The following is a 17,479-nucleotide window of genomic DNA, read 5'->3' on the forward strand; positions in this document are numbered from 1 at the left end:
TTTCACACCGCTTAAGTCTCCACCGCCGATTGACTAACCGAACGCTCGTTCAGTTCACACAGTCCATATGAAACCGACAACAACTGCCCTTCTCGGGCTCTGTCTCGCGGTCGTCTTCGCGTCGGCGGGAGCGCCGCTCGTCAGCGCCGAAGAACAGGTGATCGGGCGTCCGAACGTCGACGTGTACGTGCCGAACAACCAGGTCACACCCGGCGAGGAGACGACGCTCGACGTCTTCCTCTCGAACGACGGTGAACTCCGCCAGGACGGCGCTCCGGAGTACGTCGACCGCGTCACCACCGCGCGCGGGACCGTCGTCGAACTCGACGCAGCGAACAGCCCCATAACGTTCGACACGGGCGCGATTCCCGTCGGCACGCTCCCGACGGGGACCGCCGGCCCACTCGAGGTCTCGCTGACGGTCCCCGAGGGGACCCCACCGGGGACCTACGAGGTACCCGTGGAGGTCCGCTACAGCTACACGCGCCTCGTCACGTACGGTGACGGGGAGCCCGAGTTCTCCGAGTCCTCCTTCTCGGGCGAGCAGACCGTCACGATTCGCGTCGTCGACGCCCCGCGCTTCGAAGTCGTCGACACCCAGTCGACGACACAGATCGGAGACCGCGGCGAGGTCACGCTGACGCTCCGGAACGTCGGGACCGAACCCGCACGGGATGCGCGGGTCTCGCTCGCGTCGTCGAGTGACGAACTCGCGTTCGGGACCGATTCGAGCAGCGCCGACTCCTTCGTCGGAAGCTGGCGTCCCGGCGAGACGAAGCAGGTGACCTACGCGCTGTCGGCGACAGACGACGCCATCGAGCGTGAGTACTCGCTGACGTCGACGGTCGACTACACGGACGTCGACGGCGTTCGACAGACCTCCACCGAGCTCGTGACGGGCGTCACCCCGCGCGCCGAGCAGTCGTTCGCGCTGTCGGCGCTCGACTCGACGCTCCGTGTCGGCCAGGAGGGGACCATCTCGGGCACCATCACGAACGAGGGCCCCTCGACGGTCACCGAGCCCGTCCTCGTCGTCTCCGGCGGGTCGCAGAACCTCGACTTCACCGAGACGGAGTACGCCCTCTCCACGCTCGCGAGCGGCGACAGCGAGTCGTTCTCGTTCGAGGCGGACGTGAGCGACGCGGCGACCGCGGGTCGCCAGCAGTTCAGCTTCCAGGTGCGATACCAGAACGGCGTCGGTGACGACCGCACCAGCGACACGCTCCGACGGGCCGTCGACGTGGACACACAGCGTGACCGCTTCACCGTCGAGCCGGTCCAGTCGACGCTCGAACGGGGCGGCTCAGACACGGTCACGCTCCGTGTCACCAACAACGGTGCCGAGCCGGTGACCGAGGTCAGCGTGAAGACGTACTTCACCGACCCGCTCTCCAGCAGCGACGACGAGGCGTTCGTCCCGTCGCTCGACCCCGGCGAATCGGCCGAGATTCAGGTGGCCGCCAGCGCCGGTAACGACGCGCTCACGAAGCAGTACCCGATGTCGGCCGACATCCAGTACACGACTCCCGACGGCGATACGGAGCTCTCGAACACGTACAAGGTCGCCATCGACGTCGTCGCCGCGGACGGTGGGGGTGGCGGCCTGCCGCTCCCGGCCATCTTCGGTGTCGTCGCCGTGGCCGCCGTGGGACTCGTCGTCTGGCGTCGCCGGGGGTAAGCTCCCTCGATGAGGCACCAACAGCTCATCGACCGTGTCGACGACTGGATCGTCAACCGCCCGCGGGCGGTCATCCTGGCGTTCGTCGTCGTCACGCTCGTCATGTCGTCGGGGCTCGGAATGACGGCGACCGAGTCGGGGACCGACCAGTTCACCGAGGACATCCCGGCGCAGGAGGCCGCCGAGGAGATCAACGAACGGTTCGAGACCGAGAGCTTCACCGACGGGACCGCCTCGACACAGCTCATCCAGTCGAACAGCAACGTCCTCTCGAAGTCGAGCCTGTTGCGGATGCTGGAGGCACAGCACCGTCTCGAAGAGACACCCGACCAGCGCGTGGTCGCCACCGCGAGCGTCGCCCGCGCGGTCGCACAGGAGATCGACCCGGAGGCGACCACGCTCGACGCACAGATCGACGCGCTCGAACGCACCCCGGCGTCGACGGTCCGCGCGCACACGCGGTCAGTGCTCGGTGACCGACCTGGACTGGTCGCCCTGCTCAGCGAGGACTACAACCGCGAGTCGGTGACCGCGTCGGCGACCATCGGCACCGTGACGCACTCGCTGCCGGACGCCGACAGCGGTGGCGGTGGTGGTGGCGGTGACAGCCCCGCCCAGGCGATTCAGCTCCAGGCCGAAGACATCGTGGCGACCGCCGGCGGCGACATCCGGGTCTTCGGCTCCGGGCTGCTCTCGGCCGAGTTCGGCAACGTCATCGGCGACTCGCTGCTCATCGTCGTCCCCGCCGCGGTGACGCTCATCTTCGTCTTCCTCGTCTACGCCTACCGCGACCCCCTCGACCTCCTCGTCGGGGTGGTTTCGCTCGCGATGGCCATCCTCTGGACGTTCGGCTTCATGGGACTCGCGGGCATCGCGTTCACGCAGATGCTCATCGCGGTGCCGCCGCTCCTCTTGGCCGTGGGAATCGACTTCGGCATCCACGCCGTCAACCGCTACCGCGAGGAGCGCGTCCAGGGCATCGGTATCGTCGACTCGATGCGGACCGCCACCGACCAACTGCTCGTGGCCTTCTTCATCGTCACGGGCACGACCGTCATCGGCTTCAGCGCCAACCTGACGAGCGCGCTCCCGCCCATCCAGGACTTCGGCCTCGTCGCCGGCATCGGCATCATCTTCACCTTCCTCATCTTCGGCATCTTTCTCCCGGCTGCGAAGGTGTACGCCGACCAGTGGCGGGCGCGAGTCGGCTTCCCGCAGTTCGGGAGTCAGCCGCTCGGCACCGAGGAGTCGGTGCTCGGGAAGGTCCTCCCCGCCGGTGTCACTATCAGCCGGGTCGCGCCTCGGCTGTTCCTCGTCGTCTTGATCGTGAGCACGAGCGGCCTCGCGTACTACGGGTCGGGCGTCGACTCACGGTTCACGCAGGAGTCGTTCCTCCCGCCCGAGGACAACCCCGACTGGCTCGAACAGCTCCCCGAGCCCTTCGCGCCCAGCGACTACGACACGCCGGCTGTCCTCAACTATCTCGAAGAGACGTTCGAGAGCGGCGAGGACGACACGGTCACGGTGTACGTCGAGGGACCGTTGCGCCAGGACGACGCCCTCGAACAGCTCGCGCGGATGGGCGAGACCGCGCCGGAGAGCTTCGTCACCCGTGATGGGCGGACGGACTCGACGAGCATCGTCACGGTCATCCGCGAGCGCGCCGCCAGAGACGAGGAGTTCGCCGCGCTGGTGCGGCGGAACGACGCGAACCGAAACGGCATCCCCGACGACAACCTCGAGACGGTGTACGAGGCGCTGCTCTCGTCGCCCGCGCGCGACAGAGCGCTCAACTACATCACCGAGGATTACCGCAGCGCGCGCGTCCAGTACGCGGTGAAAGCCGACGCCTCACAGGCCGAGATCACGCGCGATAGCCGCGAGGTCGCCTCTCGCATCCGCTTCGAGGCGACCGCGACGGGGACCATCATCGTGTTCAAGGCCGTCTCGGACGTCATCACCGACTCCGCGCTCACGAGCCTCGCGCTCGCGCTCGGAGCGACCGCGGTGTTCCTCGTGGGCATCTACTGGCTCCTCGAGGGGCGGCCGCTGCTCGGCATCGCCAACACCGTCCCCATCGCGGTCACCGTCGCGGCCATCGCCGCCTCGATGCGCTACGGGGACATCCCGCTCAACGCCCTGACCGGGACCATCCTCTCGATCGCTATCGGCCTCGGCATCGACTACTCGGCCCACGTCGTCCACCGCTTCTCCGAGGAGTTCGACGACGACGACGACGTCTACGAGGCGCTCGAGGCGACGGTCCGCGGGACCGGTGGGGCGCTCACCGGGAGCATGCTCACCACGGTCACGGGCATCGGGGTGCTCGTGTTGGCCATCACGCCCATCCTCGGCCAGTTCGGCCTCCTCACCGGGTTGAGCATCCTCTACTCGTTCCTGGCCTCCATCTTCGTCCTCCCTTCGACGCTCGTCGTCTGGGCGCGGCTCACCGGCCGCGGCGGGACCCCGGCCGACGACGCGCCCGCGGCTCCCAACTCGACCACCCCCGCTGACGGCACCCCCTCCAACGCATGACCCCGACACCATCTGCGACCGCAACGGCCGTCCGCTCCGCCGTCGAGTCCCGACACGGCTCGCGACGGTCACGGCCGTCACCCCCCTCGCTGACGCGTTCCCCCCTCCACCCCCACCCTCATCCCCACCGCCCCCTCCACTGCGGTCCCGCTGACGCGCGTTCGCCCCTGGCTCTCCACCACACCCGTGGCCGCCCCTCCGACACGACACCTCGTCTCTCGTCCGTCTCGGCGACGACCCAGTCCACCCCGGCCGCCGCGCGGTTCACGACCCTCCGAACGACCCACGCTCATGACACACACTACGACACGGTTCGAGAACCGACCCCGAGAGAGGGCAGAGACCGATGACCTCGACTGAAACGCGGATCATGGAGGCGACGTTCCGCGTCCTCGTCGAGGTCGGCTACTCCGGCCTCTCGATCAGACGCATCGCCGACGAGTTCGACGGGAGTCAGTCGGCCATCTACTACCACTACGACGACAAGGAGGACCTCCTCGCGGGCTTTCTCGCGTACCTCCTCGACGAGTTCGAGTCCCAGATCGAGGCGATCGAACCCGCCGACCCCGTCGACAGGCTCACCGCGCTCGTCGAACTGGCCGTCCCACAGGCGGACGACCCCGCGCATCTGCCGTTCCAGCAGGCGCTCGAGGAGATTCGGACGCAGACGCCGTATCACGACCGCTACGACGACCTGTTCCGCGACATCGACGCGACGCTCCAGACGGAACTCGAGACGACCATCCAGCGCGGAATCGACGAGGGCGTCTTCACCGGTGTCGACGCCGAGACCGCGGCGGACCGACTCATGTTGCTGCTGTACGGTATCTCGACCCGGTACGTCCCGATGCGCGACTGGGAGGGTATCGAACGGTCCCAGGCGCTCGTCGAGGCCGACATCGAGTCGTGGCGCGTGGACTGACCGCGCCCGCCGCTCGTTTTTTGTCCCTTCGCGGCGCGCTCTCGACCGATGGGTACGCTCGCACTCGACATCGAGACGGCCAGCCCGTTCGAGTCGCCGGGTGGCGACGACTTCGACGACACGCGCTACTTCGAACTCGTCGCCGTCGCGCTCGGATACCGCGCCGCCCCCGACGCCGACCCGGAGACGACGGTCCTCCTCCGGCAGGGTGACTGGGCGGACGAACACACCGCGGCCCTCCTCGAGCGAGCGATCGCGTGGTGTACGGCGCGGGAGGTCGACCGCCTCCTCACGTACAACGGCGAGGGGTTCGACCTCGTCCACCTCCGCCACTGGGTCGACGAAGCCGAGGCGGCCGGACACACGCCGCTCGTGGAGCCGTTCGACCGCCTCGCCGCCGTCCATCGGGACCTCAAACACCCCGCGACAGAGCGGTATCGTGACCGGCTCCCCGGGCGTGCGTCGTTCCACACGCTCGAGCGCGTCTGTCGATGGGAGGGGGTCGACGTCACGGAGACGCGCTACGCCGACTACGACCTCAACCCGGACTTCCTCCGGGGGGCGAGCGTCCCCGAACACGACGCCGTGGTCGAAGGGAGACACGTCGGACGCGGTCTCGGGGCGGCCTACGTCGAGGGGATCGCCGCCGGCCTCGACGACAGGCTCACGTACCGCGAACTCGGGCGACTCCTCCGCGACTACGCGCGGTCGGACGTCGCGGTGCTGTTCGGCCTGGCGGACGCGCTCGGCAACTGAGCGACCGGATGACCGACGCTCGCCGCCGGCTCAGCGTGGCTGGACGCCGCGGTCGTCGGTCCCGACGAGATTCGCGACGGCCGAGGCGGCGGTGCCAGCGGTGCTGACGACGCACGCCGCGACGTCGACGCCGAACTGGAGGGCTGCGTCGTCGTCGTCCCCGCGCACCCAGCCCGCGAGGACGCCTGACAGGAGCGCGTCGCCGGCACCGACCGTGTCGACGACGTCCACGTCAGCCGCGGGGACGTGCGTGCACGTCGCCTCGGAGACGAGGAGCGCGCCGTCGGGGCCGAGCGAGGCGACGACGCGCTCGTACCCCCGTTCGCGGAGCGCCTCCGCGGCGTCGATGCAGTCGTCGACGGTCTCGACGGGCAGTCCGGTCGCCTCGTGCAGTTCCTCCCGGTTGGGCTTGCACGCGGCGTACGTCGCATCGAGGCGAGCGAGGGCGGTGCCGTCGACGTCGACGACAGTCTCCCAGCCGCCCGCGTCGGCGATGGCGTCGACGACGCTGACGTCGAGCCCCGGTGGGAGGCTCCCGCCGACGACCACGGTCTCGGGACCGTGCGCCTCGATGCGGTCGATGACGCGTGCGACGGCGTCGGCGTCGACCGTCGGGCCGTCGTGGTTGACCTTGTACTCGGCGTCGGAGGTGGAGAGGGTCACGTTCAGCCGCGTGTTCCCGGGGATGGAGACGAAGTCGTGAGCGATGTCGGTCTCGTCCAGGCGGGTGCGGATGAACGACCCGGTAAAACCGCCGAGGAGACCTGTCGCCACCGACGGGACGTCGAGTGCGTGGAGGTACCCGGCGACGTTGATTCCCTTCCCGCCGGCGTCGAACCGGGCGTCGTCGGTCCGGGCGACCTGCCCGTCGGCGAGGGGGCCGGTCCGGACGGTGTAGTCGATGGCCGGGTTGAACGTGACGGTGACCACTGGTGGGGAGTCGGCGTCGTCCATCGTCATCGTCCCCGCGTGCGGGCCACGTGGTCGCGTCCGGGGGTCGGAGCGCGCGCGTGGTCGGACGCGACCTGGTCCGTGAGTCGGTACGGGTGGACTGGTGGACTCATCTCGCGCGACCGTTCACGCGGTCCGGCAAAAGTACTGGTGAACGTGTTCGTTCTCGAGGACACGCGTGGAACGACTCGGGCCCGGTCGCCGAGACGTCACCGACCGTCCCAGCCGTTGATGATCGGCTCGCGGAAGTCGGTGCCGAACGCGCGGCCGGAGACGGCGACGACCGGCGGCGTCTGGACGCGCTTGAACGTGTTCTGTTTCATCCGGCGGTAGGTGTCGTAGACGACTGTGGAGAACCCCTCGGCGTCGAACTTGTCGTACACCGTCCGGCCCTCGTCGTCGGGTCGGTACCGTTCGGGGTCCAGCGCTCGCCGCTCGAACCGCGCGACGACCTCGGCGGGGCTCAGCCGGCCTTCGAGGAGGTCGCTGACGACGGGCGCGACGACGTCGTAGTCGAAGGGGTCGACCTGGTCGGCACTGAGTTCGGCGCTCGGGGGGATGTCGAACACCGCCTCGGGGATGACCGCCTCTCCGGCCCGTTCGTTGACGTACCGCGCCACGTCGTAGACGTCGCGCTTCGAGAGGTCACCCAGGATGGAGAGCCCGCCGCAGGCGTCGCCGTACAGCGTCACGTAGCCGAGCGCCATCTCCGTCTCGTTGCCGTTCGTCACGAGGAGCCCGCCCGAATCGTTCGAGGCCAGCATCATCAACAGGCCGCGCACGCGTGCGTAGAGGTTCTCCTTCGCGACCCCGCGGGAGACAGGGCCGGCGTGGGACTCGTAGGTGTCGAGGAGTTCCTCGAACGACGACTGGACCGGGACGACGCGGTAGTCGACGCCGAGGTTCGCCGCCAGGTCGGCGGCGATACCCTTCGTCGTCTCGGTGTTGACCGAGGAGGGGAGGTTGTACGCGACGACGTTGTCGGGCCCCAGCGCCTCGACACAGATGGCGAGGCCGAGCGACGAGTCGATTCCACCCGACACCGACTCGATGACCGTCTCGAATCCGGTCCGCCGGGCGTACCCCCGCAGCCCGAACGCGAGCGCCTCGAACAGCTCTCTCTCCCGCCGCTCCGGCTTCACCGTCTCGCCGGCCGGCACGAGCGGACCGTCGGCGGCGGCGACGCCCCCCGAGACGTGCTGTCCGACGCCGTCGTCGTCGAGTGTGACGGTGAGCAGGTCGGTGTCGAACTGCGCGCCACGAGCGACGAGCGCGCCCGTCGCGTCCACCGCGAGGGAGTCGCCGTCGAAGACGATGACGTTCCGGCCGACGTCCGCGACGCCGGCGGTGTTGACGTACAGGACGGGAACGCCGGTCGCGTCGACGTGGTCGCGGACGACGCGCGCGCGGTCGGCTCGCTTGCCGACCTCGAACGGCGACGCGTTGAGGTTCACGACCACGTCCGCACCGCCGTCGACCAGTTCTCTGACCGGTCGGCGGTCGTACGCGTCGTCCCACAGGTCCTCACAGACAGAGACGCCGAGTGAGACCGTCGTGTCCCCGACGTCGACCGCGATGGGGGCGACCTCCTCGCCCGGCTCGAAGTACCGCTCGTCGTCGAAGTAGCGGTAGTTCGGCAGGAGGACTTTTCGAGCGGTGCCCGCGACCTCGCCGTGCTGGCAGACGGCGGCGGCGTTGTACCGCGCCTCGCCGTCGCGGTCGACGAATCCGACGACGGCAGCCGTCTCACCGGTGCGTGTGGCGAGTTCCGACAGCGCCTCGCGGTTCCGGTCGACGAACGTGTCGTCCTCGACGAGGTCGAGGATGCAGTAGCCGGTGACCGCCATCTCGGGGAAGACGACGACGTCCGCGCCCGCTCGAACCGCGCGGTCGTACGCGTCTGCCAGTAAGCCGGTGTTGTGGCCGATGTCGGCGGTGGTCGGGCCGAGTTGGGCGAGTGAGACGGTGAGCGTCATGCGAGAGATACTCCCTGGTGGCGTGACCCACCGTTGCTGATGGGGGGTCAGTGTCCGAGCGGCTTATACTGTCGGTCGGTTCGCTCGGGGCGGCCGTTCGGTGGGGGGCGGTCACCCGACCCGGTGGTGTCGACTCGGTACCGCGCCAGCGCCGCCGTGCCGAGCCACTCGTAGTCGGTGTCGAACGTGAGCGCGTCGAGGAAGTACGTGCCGGCGACGGCATCGAGCGCGACTGCGCGCGCGTGACCAACACCGCGCGACAGCCACGCTCGCGACGAGGCCCACCGCCGCGTTGGCGGCGTGGTAGCGGACGAACAGCGCGTGGAGACGGAGGACGTCGAGCGGGTCGACCGTCTCTCCGACGCTGGCGACGGTCCACGTGGCGTACACCGCCGTCTGGTGGTGGCGACGCGGCTGAGCCCCGGCCCGCCCGCACCCTGTCGATTCTCTCATTTGATGGCGAATTTCGTGGAAAAAGACGTATCCGGACGCCGCCGCGCTACTGTATTCTCACCCACGATAACCGGTACCACACGTTTATATACCGAAAGGTCACAGGTGTATCTGTGCCCGGCACGGGGGCACCAGCGGAAACCACACCCACCACAGACAACACCCAACCGCCCCCGTCGGGACACCCACCAACCCCACCACCAGACCATGAGCGCCATCGAACCGTCGAAACAGAGCCAGCACACCCACCTCGAGGAACTGCCGCAGTTCGACCTCGAATACCTCTTCGACGACGACGAGAGTCCGACAGAGGTAACCGTCTTCTCGGACGACCCCGAGAGTCTCTCGACGCGATGGATCACCATCGACCGTGAGTTCTCGGTCCCGCTCGAAGAGGTCCGCTGACGCTCGAGCCGACGGTTCCGGTCTCGTGTGTGACGGTCAGCACAGTCCGACGACCACCATCGATTCACCGATCACCCTGCCAGCCACGCCGTGCGGGACACGGCACTCGGCTTTTCATGTGACCACTCGACGCGAGCGCAGCGACCGCCGCGCGCCGCGGCAAGGATTTAGCCATCCCCTGACATAGTGGCAGGTATGTCAGACGTCGTCGACGGCCTCGAGGGAGACCTGCGAAGCAACGGAATCAGTGTCGAAGCGCTCAGTGTCGACGAACGGGTCGACCTCACGTATCTCACCGCGTTTCCCGGCGCGCGAGTCAACCACCAGGAGATGGGCCGGGCGTGCAACACGTTCATCGACCGCGCCGAGACCGGCGACTGGTCGCCTCGTCGGGTCGAAGCGACAGTGCTGCGGTCGGACGACGACGTCCTCGGGTCGTGGCACATCGAACCCGAGTGGATCACGGGGTACACCGAGTACCGCCTCAGCGACGAGGACTTCTCCGAACGCGTCCTCGACACGCTCACCCACGAACACGAACACGAGGGGGAGACGGAGGCCCAGTCGTGAGCACCCCGCGCCCCCGCCTCGTCGACCGTCCCTCGAAGTTCGACTACTCGCGCGTCACCGTCACCTTCGATAGCGCCGGAGACGCGTGCACCGGCTGGCTGTACCGCCCCGACCGCCCGGCGGACGCGCCCGTCGTCGTGATGGCCGGCGGCCTGGCGCTCCCGCGGACCGTCCTCGAACCCATCGCCGAACGGTTCGCGGAGGCGGGCTACGCGGCGTTCGTCTTCGACTACCGCGGCATCGGCGACAGCGACGGTGACCCGCGCGGCCTGCTCGCACCCGCCCGCGGCGTCACGGACTGGGAGGAGGCCGTCGCGCGCGTTCGCGAACTCGACGGAATCGATACGAGACGGCTGGTGCTCTGGGGCCACTCGCTCGGCGGGTCGTACGCGCTCTCGGTCGCGGCCGACGACCCGCGGGTTCGCGCCGTCGTCGCGCTCGCGCCCGTCCTCTCCGGCACGACATTCCTGCGTGCGCGCCCACTTTCGGGCGTGGTGAAGGCGCTCGCTGCGGGCGTCCGCGACACGGTCCAGGGACGGCTGCCGCGTCTGGGACCGCACACGGTTCCGCTCGCCGGCGACGACGAGAGCGGGGCGCTCGTCCCCGACACCGGGTTCCGCGGGTCGTACCGGCGGCTCACCGACATCCCGGACGTTCCGGCCCGGTCGTTCCTGGCGCTCTCGGGCTACGGAGTCTCGCTCGACGAGGTCACCTGTCCCACACTGTTGATCGCCGGGAGCTACGACGACCTCGCGCCCGCGGACGCGCTCGCGGACGCCGCCGCCGAGCGCCCCGACGCGACGGTCCTTCGCGTCCCCGCCACCCACCTCGACCTCCTCGACGACGAGGGCGCGCTCGAACACGCGCTCGTCTTCCTCGACGGCGTCTTCGGCTGACGAGTCAGTTTCGACGTTGAGAACCGGGCGCGAACCCTTATGAGCTCACCTCTCCTCAGCAGTCGCATGACACTCAGTGTATCGAGAACGACTGCGCTCGTCCTCGCGGCTCTCCTCGTCGCGAGTCTCGCGACGCCGGCCGCGGCACAGCAAGAACAGCCGTGGGACGAGGAGCTCTACGACCGGATGGTCGAGATGCGCGAACCGTACAACGAACAGGCCGCGTCGCTCGACCTCGGTCTCGCGGACGGGATGCTCGCGGACGAGCGCATCACGTTCGAGGTGACCCGAGGGGCCGAGACGGAGTACTTCTGGCTGGAGACCGACGGACAGAAGCGAATCACCGAGATGGACCGCGGCCAGCACCCGAATCCGACGCTCGTCGCGAAGACCGACTACCAGACCATCCGCAGCGTCGCGTCCTCTGAGATGCCCGCCTCCGCCATGGCCTCGGCCGTCGAGTCAGGCGACATCACCTTCACCGGACAGGGTGCCGGCAAGTGGACCGCCACCACGGTGTTCAACATCGCGCTCAGCGTGAAGAACGCCCTCGGGCTCTGAACCGGCGCTGCCGTTCGACCAGTCGACCCACGTTCTCTCCGTTCTGCGCCGTCCACTGGTGATGTTCAGCGCGGGTCGTCCGTCTCGCGTACAGATACTATGTATCTTCGGTTAATCGGCAACTCGGGGGTTGTTTTCTCACACTTCTGAGGACTCGTTGGATGAACGTCGAAGAATTCATGTGGTAGTTGTACGTAGGGGGCTTCGACGGAGCCAGTCACCGGTCGCGTGGTCGGTCGCTGGCCGCGCGGGCGGTCCGCTGCAACCGAACCGAGGAAACCGTGTCAGTATCCGAGTCCGGACCGATCAGACGGAGCATCGAGGTCGAGTACTGGGTCATCGACCGCGAGGGACGACTCACCGAGCCGGGAGCGCTCGTCGAGACGTCGCCCGGCGTCGAGCGGGAGTTCGTCGCACCACTCCTCGAGGTCAAGACGACACCGTGTGAGACGACATCGGCGCTCGAGGCAGAGCTGTACGACAGGCTCGGGCGGCTCTTGCAGCGAGCCGACGAACTCGGTCTGGGGCTCGTCCCGCTCGCGACGCCGCTGAACCACGAGGAGGTCGAGGAACGCCCGAGCGAACGAACCCGGGTGCAGAACCGGGTCGTCGGCGAGGCCTTCGAGTACGTGCGACACTGCGCGGGGACACACGTCCACGTCGAACAACAGCCCGGCTCCGAAGTCGACCAGTTCAACACGCTCGTCGCGCTCGACCCCGCGCTCGCGCTCGTCAACACCTCGCCGTACTTCCGCGGCGAGCGGCTGTGTGCCGGCGCGCGCTCGAAGCTCTACCGCCGGATGGGGTACGACGACGTCCCACACCAGGGCTGGTTGTGGCGGTATCTCGACAGCGTCGACGAGTGGGACCGCCGCCTCGAACGCCGGTACGACGACTTCGTGCGGCGAGCAATCGACGCGGGTGTCGACCGCCGGACGGTCGAGTCGAGTTTCGACCCCGAGAGCGCCGTCTGGACGCCCGTCCAGTTCCGCGCGGCGTTCGATACGGTCGAGTGGCGCTCGCCCGACACCGCCCTCCCGAGCCAGGTGGTTCGGCTGGCCGACAGCCTCGCCGGCGTCGTCGAGCACCTCCACACGACGGACGCAACCGTCCGAATCGAGGGTGACACGGGACGCGTGACCGACGACGCGGTCGTCCTCCCCGAGTTCGACGCGGTCTTGAGATACGTCGAGGCGGCGATGGAAGACGGCCTCGAATCGCCGGCTCTGCGGTCGTACCTCGACCGGATGGGGTTCGACGTCGGGGCGTTCGAGCCACTGTCACACGAGTTCGACCGCCACGACCCCGTCTCTCGCGAGGAAGCGCGGGAGCTTCGACTCCAGTACGCCGAGCGACTCGAACGGGACGTCTCGCGCGCGACGCCGGTCCGCAGCGACTGAGACACCCGCCACCGCCGACCCACAACTCTCATACCCCCGACGCACGTCCCTCCGTCGATGACAGCCTCCCGCACGGTCGAACTCGAAGGCCACATCATCGACTCGGGGATGATGCAGCAGGCCTTTGGTATCGTTATGGATATGGGCGGCAACTTCGACGTCGAGGAGTTCGACGTCGGGACCCACAAGGAGGCGGAGTCGTACTGCCGGATGGCGGTGTTCGCCGACTCCGACTCCGAGTTACAGGAGATCCTGCACGAACTCCACCAGATCGGCGCGAACCTCACCGACCCCGTCGACGCCCACCTCGAAGCCGCGCCCGCAGACCGCGTCGTCCCGACCGGCTTCTACTCGACGACGAACCACCCGACGCAGGTGCGGTACCAGGGCGAGTGGGTCGACGTCGAGAACATCGAGATGGACTGTGCCATCGTCATCGAGGACGGCGACGACCCCCGCGCGTACACGAAAGTCCTCAACGCCATCCGCGAGGGCGACCTGGTCGTCACCGACGAGGCGGGCATCAGAGTCGACCCGCCCGAACGCCCCCGCGACTCCTCTGGCCCGTTCGGCTTCATGCAGGGTGGTGTCTCCTCGGAGCGCCCCTCCGAGTCACTCATCCGGCAGGTGGCCGACGCGATGAAGCAGACGAAGGAAGCGGGCGGAAACATCCTCGTCGTCACCGGCCCCGCGCTCATCCACGCCGGCGCTGGCGACGACCTCGCCCGCCTCGTTCGAGAGGGGTACATCGACATGCTCTCGGCGGGCAACGGCTTCGCGGTCCACGACATCGAGCGTGGGCTCTACGGGACGTCGCTCGGGATGGACATGGAGACGCTCGAACACCCGCGAAAGGGCCACAAACACCACATCTACACCATCAGCGAGGTCATCCGAGCAGGCGGCATCGCCGAAGCCGTCGACGAGGGCCTCATCGGCGAGGGCGTGATGTACGAGTGCGTCACGAACGACGTGCCGTACGTGTTGGCGGGGTCGATTCGCGACGACGGGCCCCTCCCCGACACCATCACCGACTCCGTCGAGGCGCAGAACGCCATCCGCGAGCAGGCCCATCAGGCCGACATGGTACTCATGCTCTCGACGCTGTTGCACTCTGTCGCCGTCGGCAACTGCCTCTCCTCGACGACGCGCGTCGTCTGCGTTGACATCAACCCCGCCACGGTGACACAACTCCTCGACCGGGGGAGTTCGCAGGCCATCGGGATGGTGACCGACATCGGGACGTTCATCCCGACGCTAGCAGAGCAGGTCCTGGGTGAGGTCGAACCCGAAGCCGCGAACGACGCCGCCGCGGACGACGACTGAGCGCGACGCTCGCCGTCCCGGCGTCTCGATGCTCATATTCCAGCCGTCGTCTCTCGCGTTCGGTCGAGTTACTGCGCGTCTTTATGTGTGTAGACGCCGACTAGTCTGTGCATGCCAGAAGAGACCTTATTCAAGTCCGAGACCGTTCACGACCGCGGCGAGGTCGCCGACTACCTCCGGCGGGTCGCCGACACCCTCGACGCCGGTGAGGGCCTCACCCTGACTGCCGGCGACCAGTCGGTGACGATGGACCCGCCGCCGCGCCTCACCTTCGAGGTGAAAGCCGAGCGCGAGGGGCCAGCGGGCCAGCCCGGCGAGTTGAGCGTCGAGTTCGAGTTGGAGTGGGACGAAGACGGCGGCAGCGACGGGCCACTCGAAATCGAGTAACCCGACGGCGACAGCCTCGTCGGCGCGCCTCGGTCCGTCTCCAGTGGTGCGTCTCACCGCTGGGGTGCACCGCGGCGACCGACCACGGCTCGAAGCGCCGCCGAGCGGACCGCCTCACGCGTCCCGTGTGAGCGGGACGACGGCCATCGGGACCGACGAGTTCAACAACACGGCCTGCGCCGTCGAGCCGAAGACGACCTTCGAGGTCGGGTTCCGTTTGCGGATGCCGATGACGAGTTCGTCAGCGTCGAACTCCTCGGCCGCCTGGAGGAGGTCCTCCTCGGGTTTCTGGTCGCGGATGTACTGGTGGGTCTCGACGGTACAGTGCGCACCGAGACGCGAGGCGACCGCGTTGAGCGCGTCCTCACCGTCGCGAGCGTCCTCCGCGGAGGTGTCGTCACCCCCCTTGAGGGAGTTGACGGCGACGACGGTGTCACCCTCTCCTACGCGGGTCTGCAGGTAGTCACAGAGCGTCGCGGCGGTGTGGACGGATTGAGCTCCGACGACGTAGGTCGTCATATCTGACGGAGTGCGACCCGGGACCAAAAAACCGCCCCTCGGTTCTCGATTCTCGGCGCGTCCGCCGGTGGCCGCCCCGACACACTCCCCCTCGGCAGTCGGTCGAGGCCGGTTCGGACGGACCTCGAACCAGCCGTCCTGCCCGTTCGCGGACACCGCTGCGCGTTTCTTCCGCCCCACCCACTGCAGAAGACATATACCGGAGAGTGTTTTGCTCGCACACGTATGCCCCGTGACAGAACGCTAGCGGCGGGGGCGGTCGGACTCGTCACCGTGGCGCTCCTCGTCGCCGCGGTGGTTCCCGGCGTCCTCGCCGACCCCACCGACGACGGCCCGACTCGTCCCGGTCCGGTCCGCATCGCCGAGACGAGTATCGCCCCCGGGACGGTGTCGGGTCAGACGACCGTCCTCCACGTCCAGACCCGACTCGACCACCGCGGGAATCCCACGCCGAACGTCACCGTACGCTTCCGCGCGACCGACGCCGACTCGGGCTTCGTCGCCGCCACGGAGACGGTCGACGTCGGGACCCTCGACGGCGACGGCGAGACGCTCGTCGAGACGAACCTCACCGTCGAACGCGAGGGCGGTTACCGCATCGAGGCGACCGTCTTCCGCGACGGCGAGCGCATCGGTTCGGGCGGCAAGACCGTCTCCGGCCTCCAGGCGCTGACCCCCGAGTACGCTCGGACGAGCGTCGGGTTCACCGAGTCCGCGGCGCTCCCGCCGGTCTCGTTCTCCGTCGCCTCGGTGAGCCAGAACCGAACGACGCTGGACCTCGCGTCGACGCTGACGAACCGTGGTGACGAGCCTTCCGAGGACCTCCGCGTCACCGTCGTCCTCCGGCAGGCCGACTCGAACATCGTCGCCGCGCGCTCGGAGGCTCCCGTCGGGACCATCCGCCCCGGGCGAACCGAGACCGTCGAGACGCAGGTGACCGTCCCCTCCGAGTACAACTACTACATCGACGCCGTGCTCTGGAAGGACGGCGTCGTGGTCGACACCGCCCGCTCGGCGGCGAACCTCGACCCCACAGAGCGGATCAGCGTCAACGAGACCGAACGCGAGGTCGAACTCCGCGTCGAGGACTTCTCGGGGAGCGACGACGAGCGCCCGCGACCCGAGGCCACCGAGGCAGCGACCTCGACGAGCGCGCCCGGGTTCGGCGTGGGCGTCGCCGTCGTCGCCCTCCTCTCGCTCGCGCTCCTCACCCGGAGGTGGGACGCATGAGCGACACCGAGCCTGAGTCGTCCGAGCGCGACACCGCCGGGCGCGTCCGCCGCGGGCTCGACTACGCCCTGCTCGGCGGCCTGGTCCTCCTCGGCGCGTTCGCGGCCATCCAGTTCTACTTCGCCGCCGACCGCACCATCAACGTCTGGGTGACGAGCGAGTACCGGCCGCCGTTCAAGATGCTGTTCAACCTCGTCGTCCTCCTGGTGGTCGGCATCGGCCTCTCGCGACAGGTGCGGCGGCTGACGACCGCGGACGACGCCACCGGCACCGACGCGAACGACGAGCGCGACGCGGGCACCGATGCGACCGCCGACGGCGGTGTCGACTCGGCGTCGACGGACGCGGCCGAACGGTCCGCCCCGACACCCACGACCGCACGCGAGCGCGCCGAGGACGCGGATGCGCCGGGCGACGAGCCCCCCTCGGACGCCGACCGCTCCTGACCCCGCGTTCGCTCATCTGACGACCGTCACGGGCACCGGCGAGTGGCGCATCACGGCCTCGGCAGTGCTCCCCATCACGAGTCGCGAGACGCCCGTGCGACCGTGGCTCCCCATGACGACGGCGTCGGCGTCGTACTCGTCGACGGCCTCGAGGATTTTGCGCTCCGGTTTGCCGGTCGCACTCGCCGTCGTCACGTCGCCGGCGTGGTCGGCGGCCGTCGATTTGGCTTCCTCGAGGAGACGCGTCGACACGTCCGCGACGTCGTCCGGCCACCGCTTTGCCTGGGCGGGGCCGCCGAACTCGGCTTCGTACACCGCGTACACCGGATCGACGACGTAGAAGACGAGGAGGTCGTCGTCGGGGAACTTCCTGAGGGCGTACTCGAGGGCGCGCTGAGCGAGCGGTGAACCGTCGTACGCGACGAGCGCGAGGTCTCCCATGCGACTCGTACAACGGTCAGTGACAAG

Annotated in this window: 17 protein-coding genes; 13 read left to right on the plus strand and 4 right to left on the minus strand. The window is 68.6% G+C overall.

What is annotated here, in order from left to right; translation table 11 throughout:
* Nucleotides 1-67: 67 nt before the first annotated feature.
* From E6N53_RS08265 to E6N53_RS08280, 4 genes are all read left to right on the plus strand, one after another.
* A complete protein-coding gene (locus E6N53_RS08265; protein WP_142858316.1) occupies nucleotides 68-1,678 on the plus strand; it encodes a COG1361 S-layer family protein in 1,611 nt (536 codons plus the stop codon).
* Nucleotides 1,679-1,687: 9 nt separating this feature from the next.
* A complete protein-coding gene (locus E6N53_RS08270; RefSeq protein ID WP_142858318.1) occupies nucleotides 1,688-4,213 on the plus strand; it encodes an efflux RND transporter permease subunit in 2,526 nt (841 codons plus the stop codon).
* Between the two features lie 346 nt (nucleotides 4,214-4,559).
* Entirely contained in the window at nucleotides 4,560-5,135 is a 576-nt protein-coding gene (locus E6N53_RS08275; protein ID WP_142858320.1) for a TetR/AcrR family transcriptional regulator, read from the plus strand.
* Nucleotides 5,136-5,183: 48 nt separating this feature from the next.
* Nucleotides 5,184-5,891, plus strand: coding sequence for a hypothetical protein (locus E6N53_RS08280; protein WP_142858322.1), 708 nt, complete (start codon nucleotides 5,184-5,186; stop codon nucleotides 5,889-5,891).
* A gap of 30 nt (nucleotides 5,892-5,921) precedes the next feature.
* On the opposite strand, the gene pfkB is transcribed toward E6N53_RS08280, so the two are convergent.
* Entirely contained in the window at nucleotides 5,922-6,845 is a 924-nt protein-coding gene (gene pfkB, locus E6N53_RS08285; protein WP_142858324.1) for a 1-phosphofructokinase, read from the minus strand.
* Nucleotides 6,846-7,051: 206 nt separating this feature from the next.
* Nucleotides 7,052-8,818 carry an NAD(+) synthase gene (nadE, locus tag E6N53_RS08290; protein WP_142858326.1) on the minus strand — a complete coding sequence of 589 codons (1,767 nt, stop codon included), beginning with the start codon at nucleotides 8,816-8,818 and terminating at the stop codon, nucleotides 7,052-7,054.
* Between the two features lie 660 nt (nucleotides 8,819-9,478).
* Here nadE and E6N53_RS08295 point away from each other — a divergent pair.
* The 7 genes from E6N53_RS08295 (at nucleotide 9,479) to E6N53_RS08325 (ending at nucleotide 14,816) form a co-directional block, all read left to right on the plus strand.
* The gene (locus tag E6N53_RS08295) at nucleotides 9,479-9,676 is read left to right on the plus strand and encodes a hypothetical protein (protein ID WP_136589314.1); all 198 of its coding nucleotides are present in this window, start codon (nucleotides 9,479-9,481) and stop codon (nucleotides 9,674-9,676) included.
* A 195-nt stretch (nucleotides 9,677-9,871) separates the two neighbouring features.
* Nucleotides 9,872-10,246: a DUF8159 domain-containing protein gene (locus E6N53_RS08300; protein ID WP_136589313.1), complete on the plus strand. Its 375-nt coding sequence runs from the start codon at nucleotides 9,872-9,874 to the stop codon at nucleotides 10,244-10,246.
* A complete protein-coding gene (locus E6N53_RS08305) occupies nucleotides 10,243-11,142 on the plus strand; it encodes an alpha/beta hydrolase (protein ID WP_161596528.1) in 900 nt (299 codons plus the stop codon). Before E6N53_RS08300 ends, E6N53_RS08305 begins: the two co-directional genes overlap by 4 nt.
* Nucleotides 11,143-11,208: 66 nt before the next feature.
* Nucleotides 11,209-11,703 carry a hypothetical protein gene (locus E6N53_RS08310; protein ID WP_142858330.1) on the plus strand — a complete coding sequence of 165 codons (495 nt, stop codon included), beginning with the start codon at nucleotides 11,209-11,211 and terminating at the stop codon, nucleotides 11,701-11,703.
* Between the two features lie 281 nt (nucleotides 11,704-11,984).
* Nucleotides 11,985-13,103 carry a glutamate-cysteine ligase family protein gene (locus E6N53_RS08315; protein WP_142858332.1) on the plus strand — a complete coding sequence of 373 codons (1,119 nt, stop codon included), beginning with the start codon at nucleotides 11,985-11,987 and terminating at the stop codon, nucleotides 13,101-13,103.
* 57 nt (nucleotides 13,104-13,160) lie between these two features.
* The gene (locus E6N53_RS08320; RefSeq protein ID WP_142858335.1) at nucleotides 13,161-14,429 is read left to right on the plus strand and encodes an ornithine cyclodeaminase, nickel-pincer nucleotide-dependent; all 1,269 of its coding nucleotides are present in this window, start codon (nucleotides 13,161-13,163) and stop codon (nucleotides 14,427-14,429) included.
* 111 nt (nucleotides 14,430-14,540) lie between these two features.
* Complete coding sequence (locus tag E6N53_RS08325) at nucleotides 14,541-14,816, plus strand: amphi-Trp domain-containing protein (protein WP_136589309.1); 276 nt, start codon at nucleotides 14,541-14,543, stop codon at nucleotides 14,814-14,816.
* Nucleotides 14,817-14,930: 114 nt separating this feature from the next.
* On the opposite strand, the gene E6N53_RS08330 is transcribed toward E6N53_RS08325, so the two are convergent.
* Nucleotides 14,931-15,335, minus strand: a complete 405-nt coding sequence (locus E6N53_RS08330) for a universal stress protein (RefSeq protein ID WP_142858337.1) — start codon at nucleotides 15,333-15,335, stop codon at nucleotides 14,931-14,933.
* Nucleotides 15,336-15,560: 225 nt separating this feature from the next.
* On the opposite strand from E6N53_RS08330, the gene E6N53_RS08335 reads away from it, so the two are divergent.
* Nucleotides 15,561-16,565 carry a DUF7490 domain-containing protein gene (locus E6N53_RS08335; protein ID WP_142858339.1) on the plus strand — a complete coding sequence of 335 codons (1,005 nt, stop codon included), beginning with the start codon at nucleotides 15,561-15,563 and terminating at the stop codon, nucleotides 16,563-16,565.
* Nucleotides 16,562-17,011 carry a DUF8060 family membrane protein gene (locus E6N53_RS08340; protein WP_136589306.1) on the plus strand — a complete coding sequence of 150 codons (450 nt, stop codon included), beginning with the start codon at nucleotides 16,562-16,564 and terminating at the stop codon, nucleotides 17,009-17,011. Before E6N53_RS08335 ends, E6N53_RS08340 begins: the two co-directional genes overlap by 4 nt.
* Nucleotides 17,012-17,023: 12 nt before the next feature.
* On the opposite strand, the gene E6N53_RS08345 is transcribed toward E6N53_RS08340, so the two are convergent.
* Complete coding sequence (locus E6N53_RS08345; protein ID WP_142858341.1) at nucleotides 17,024-17,452, minus strand: universal stress protein; 429 nt, start codon at nucleotides 17,450-17,452, stop codon at nucleotides 17,024-17,026.
* Nucleotides 17,453-17,479: the final 27 nt, after the last annotated feature.

The organism is Salinigranum halophilum, assembly GCF_007004735.1.
Classification (GTDB): Archaea; Halobacteriota; Halobacteria; order Halobacteriales; family Haloferacaceae; genus Salinigranum; species Salinigranum halophilum.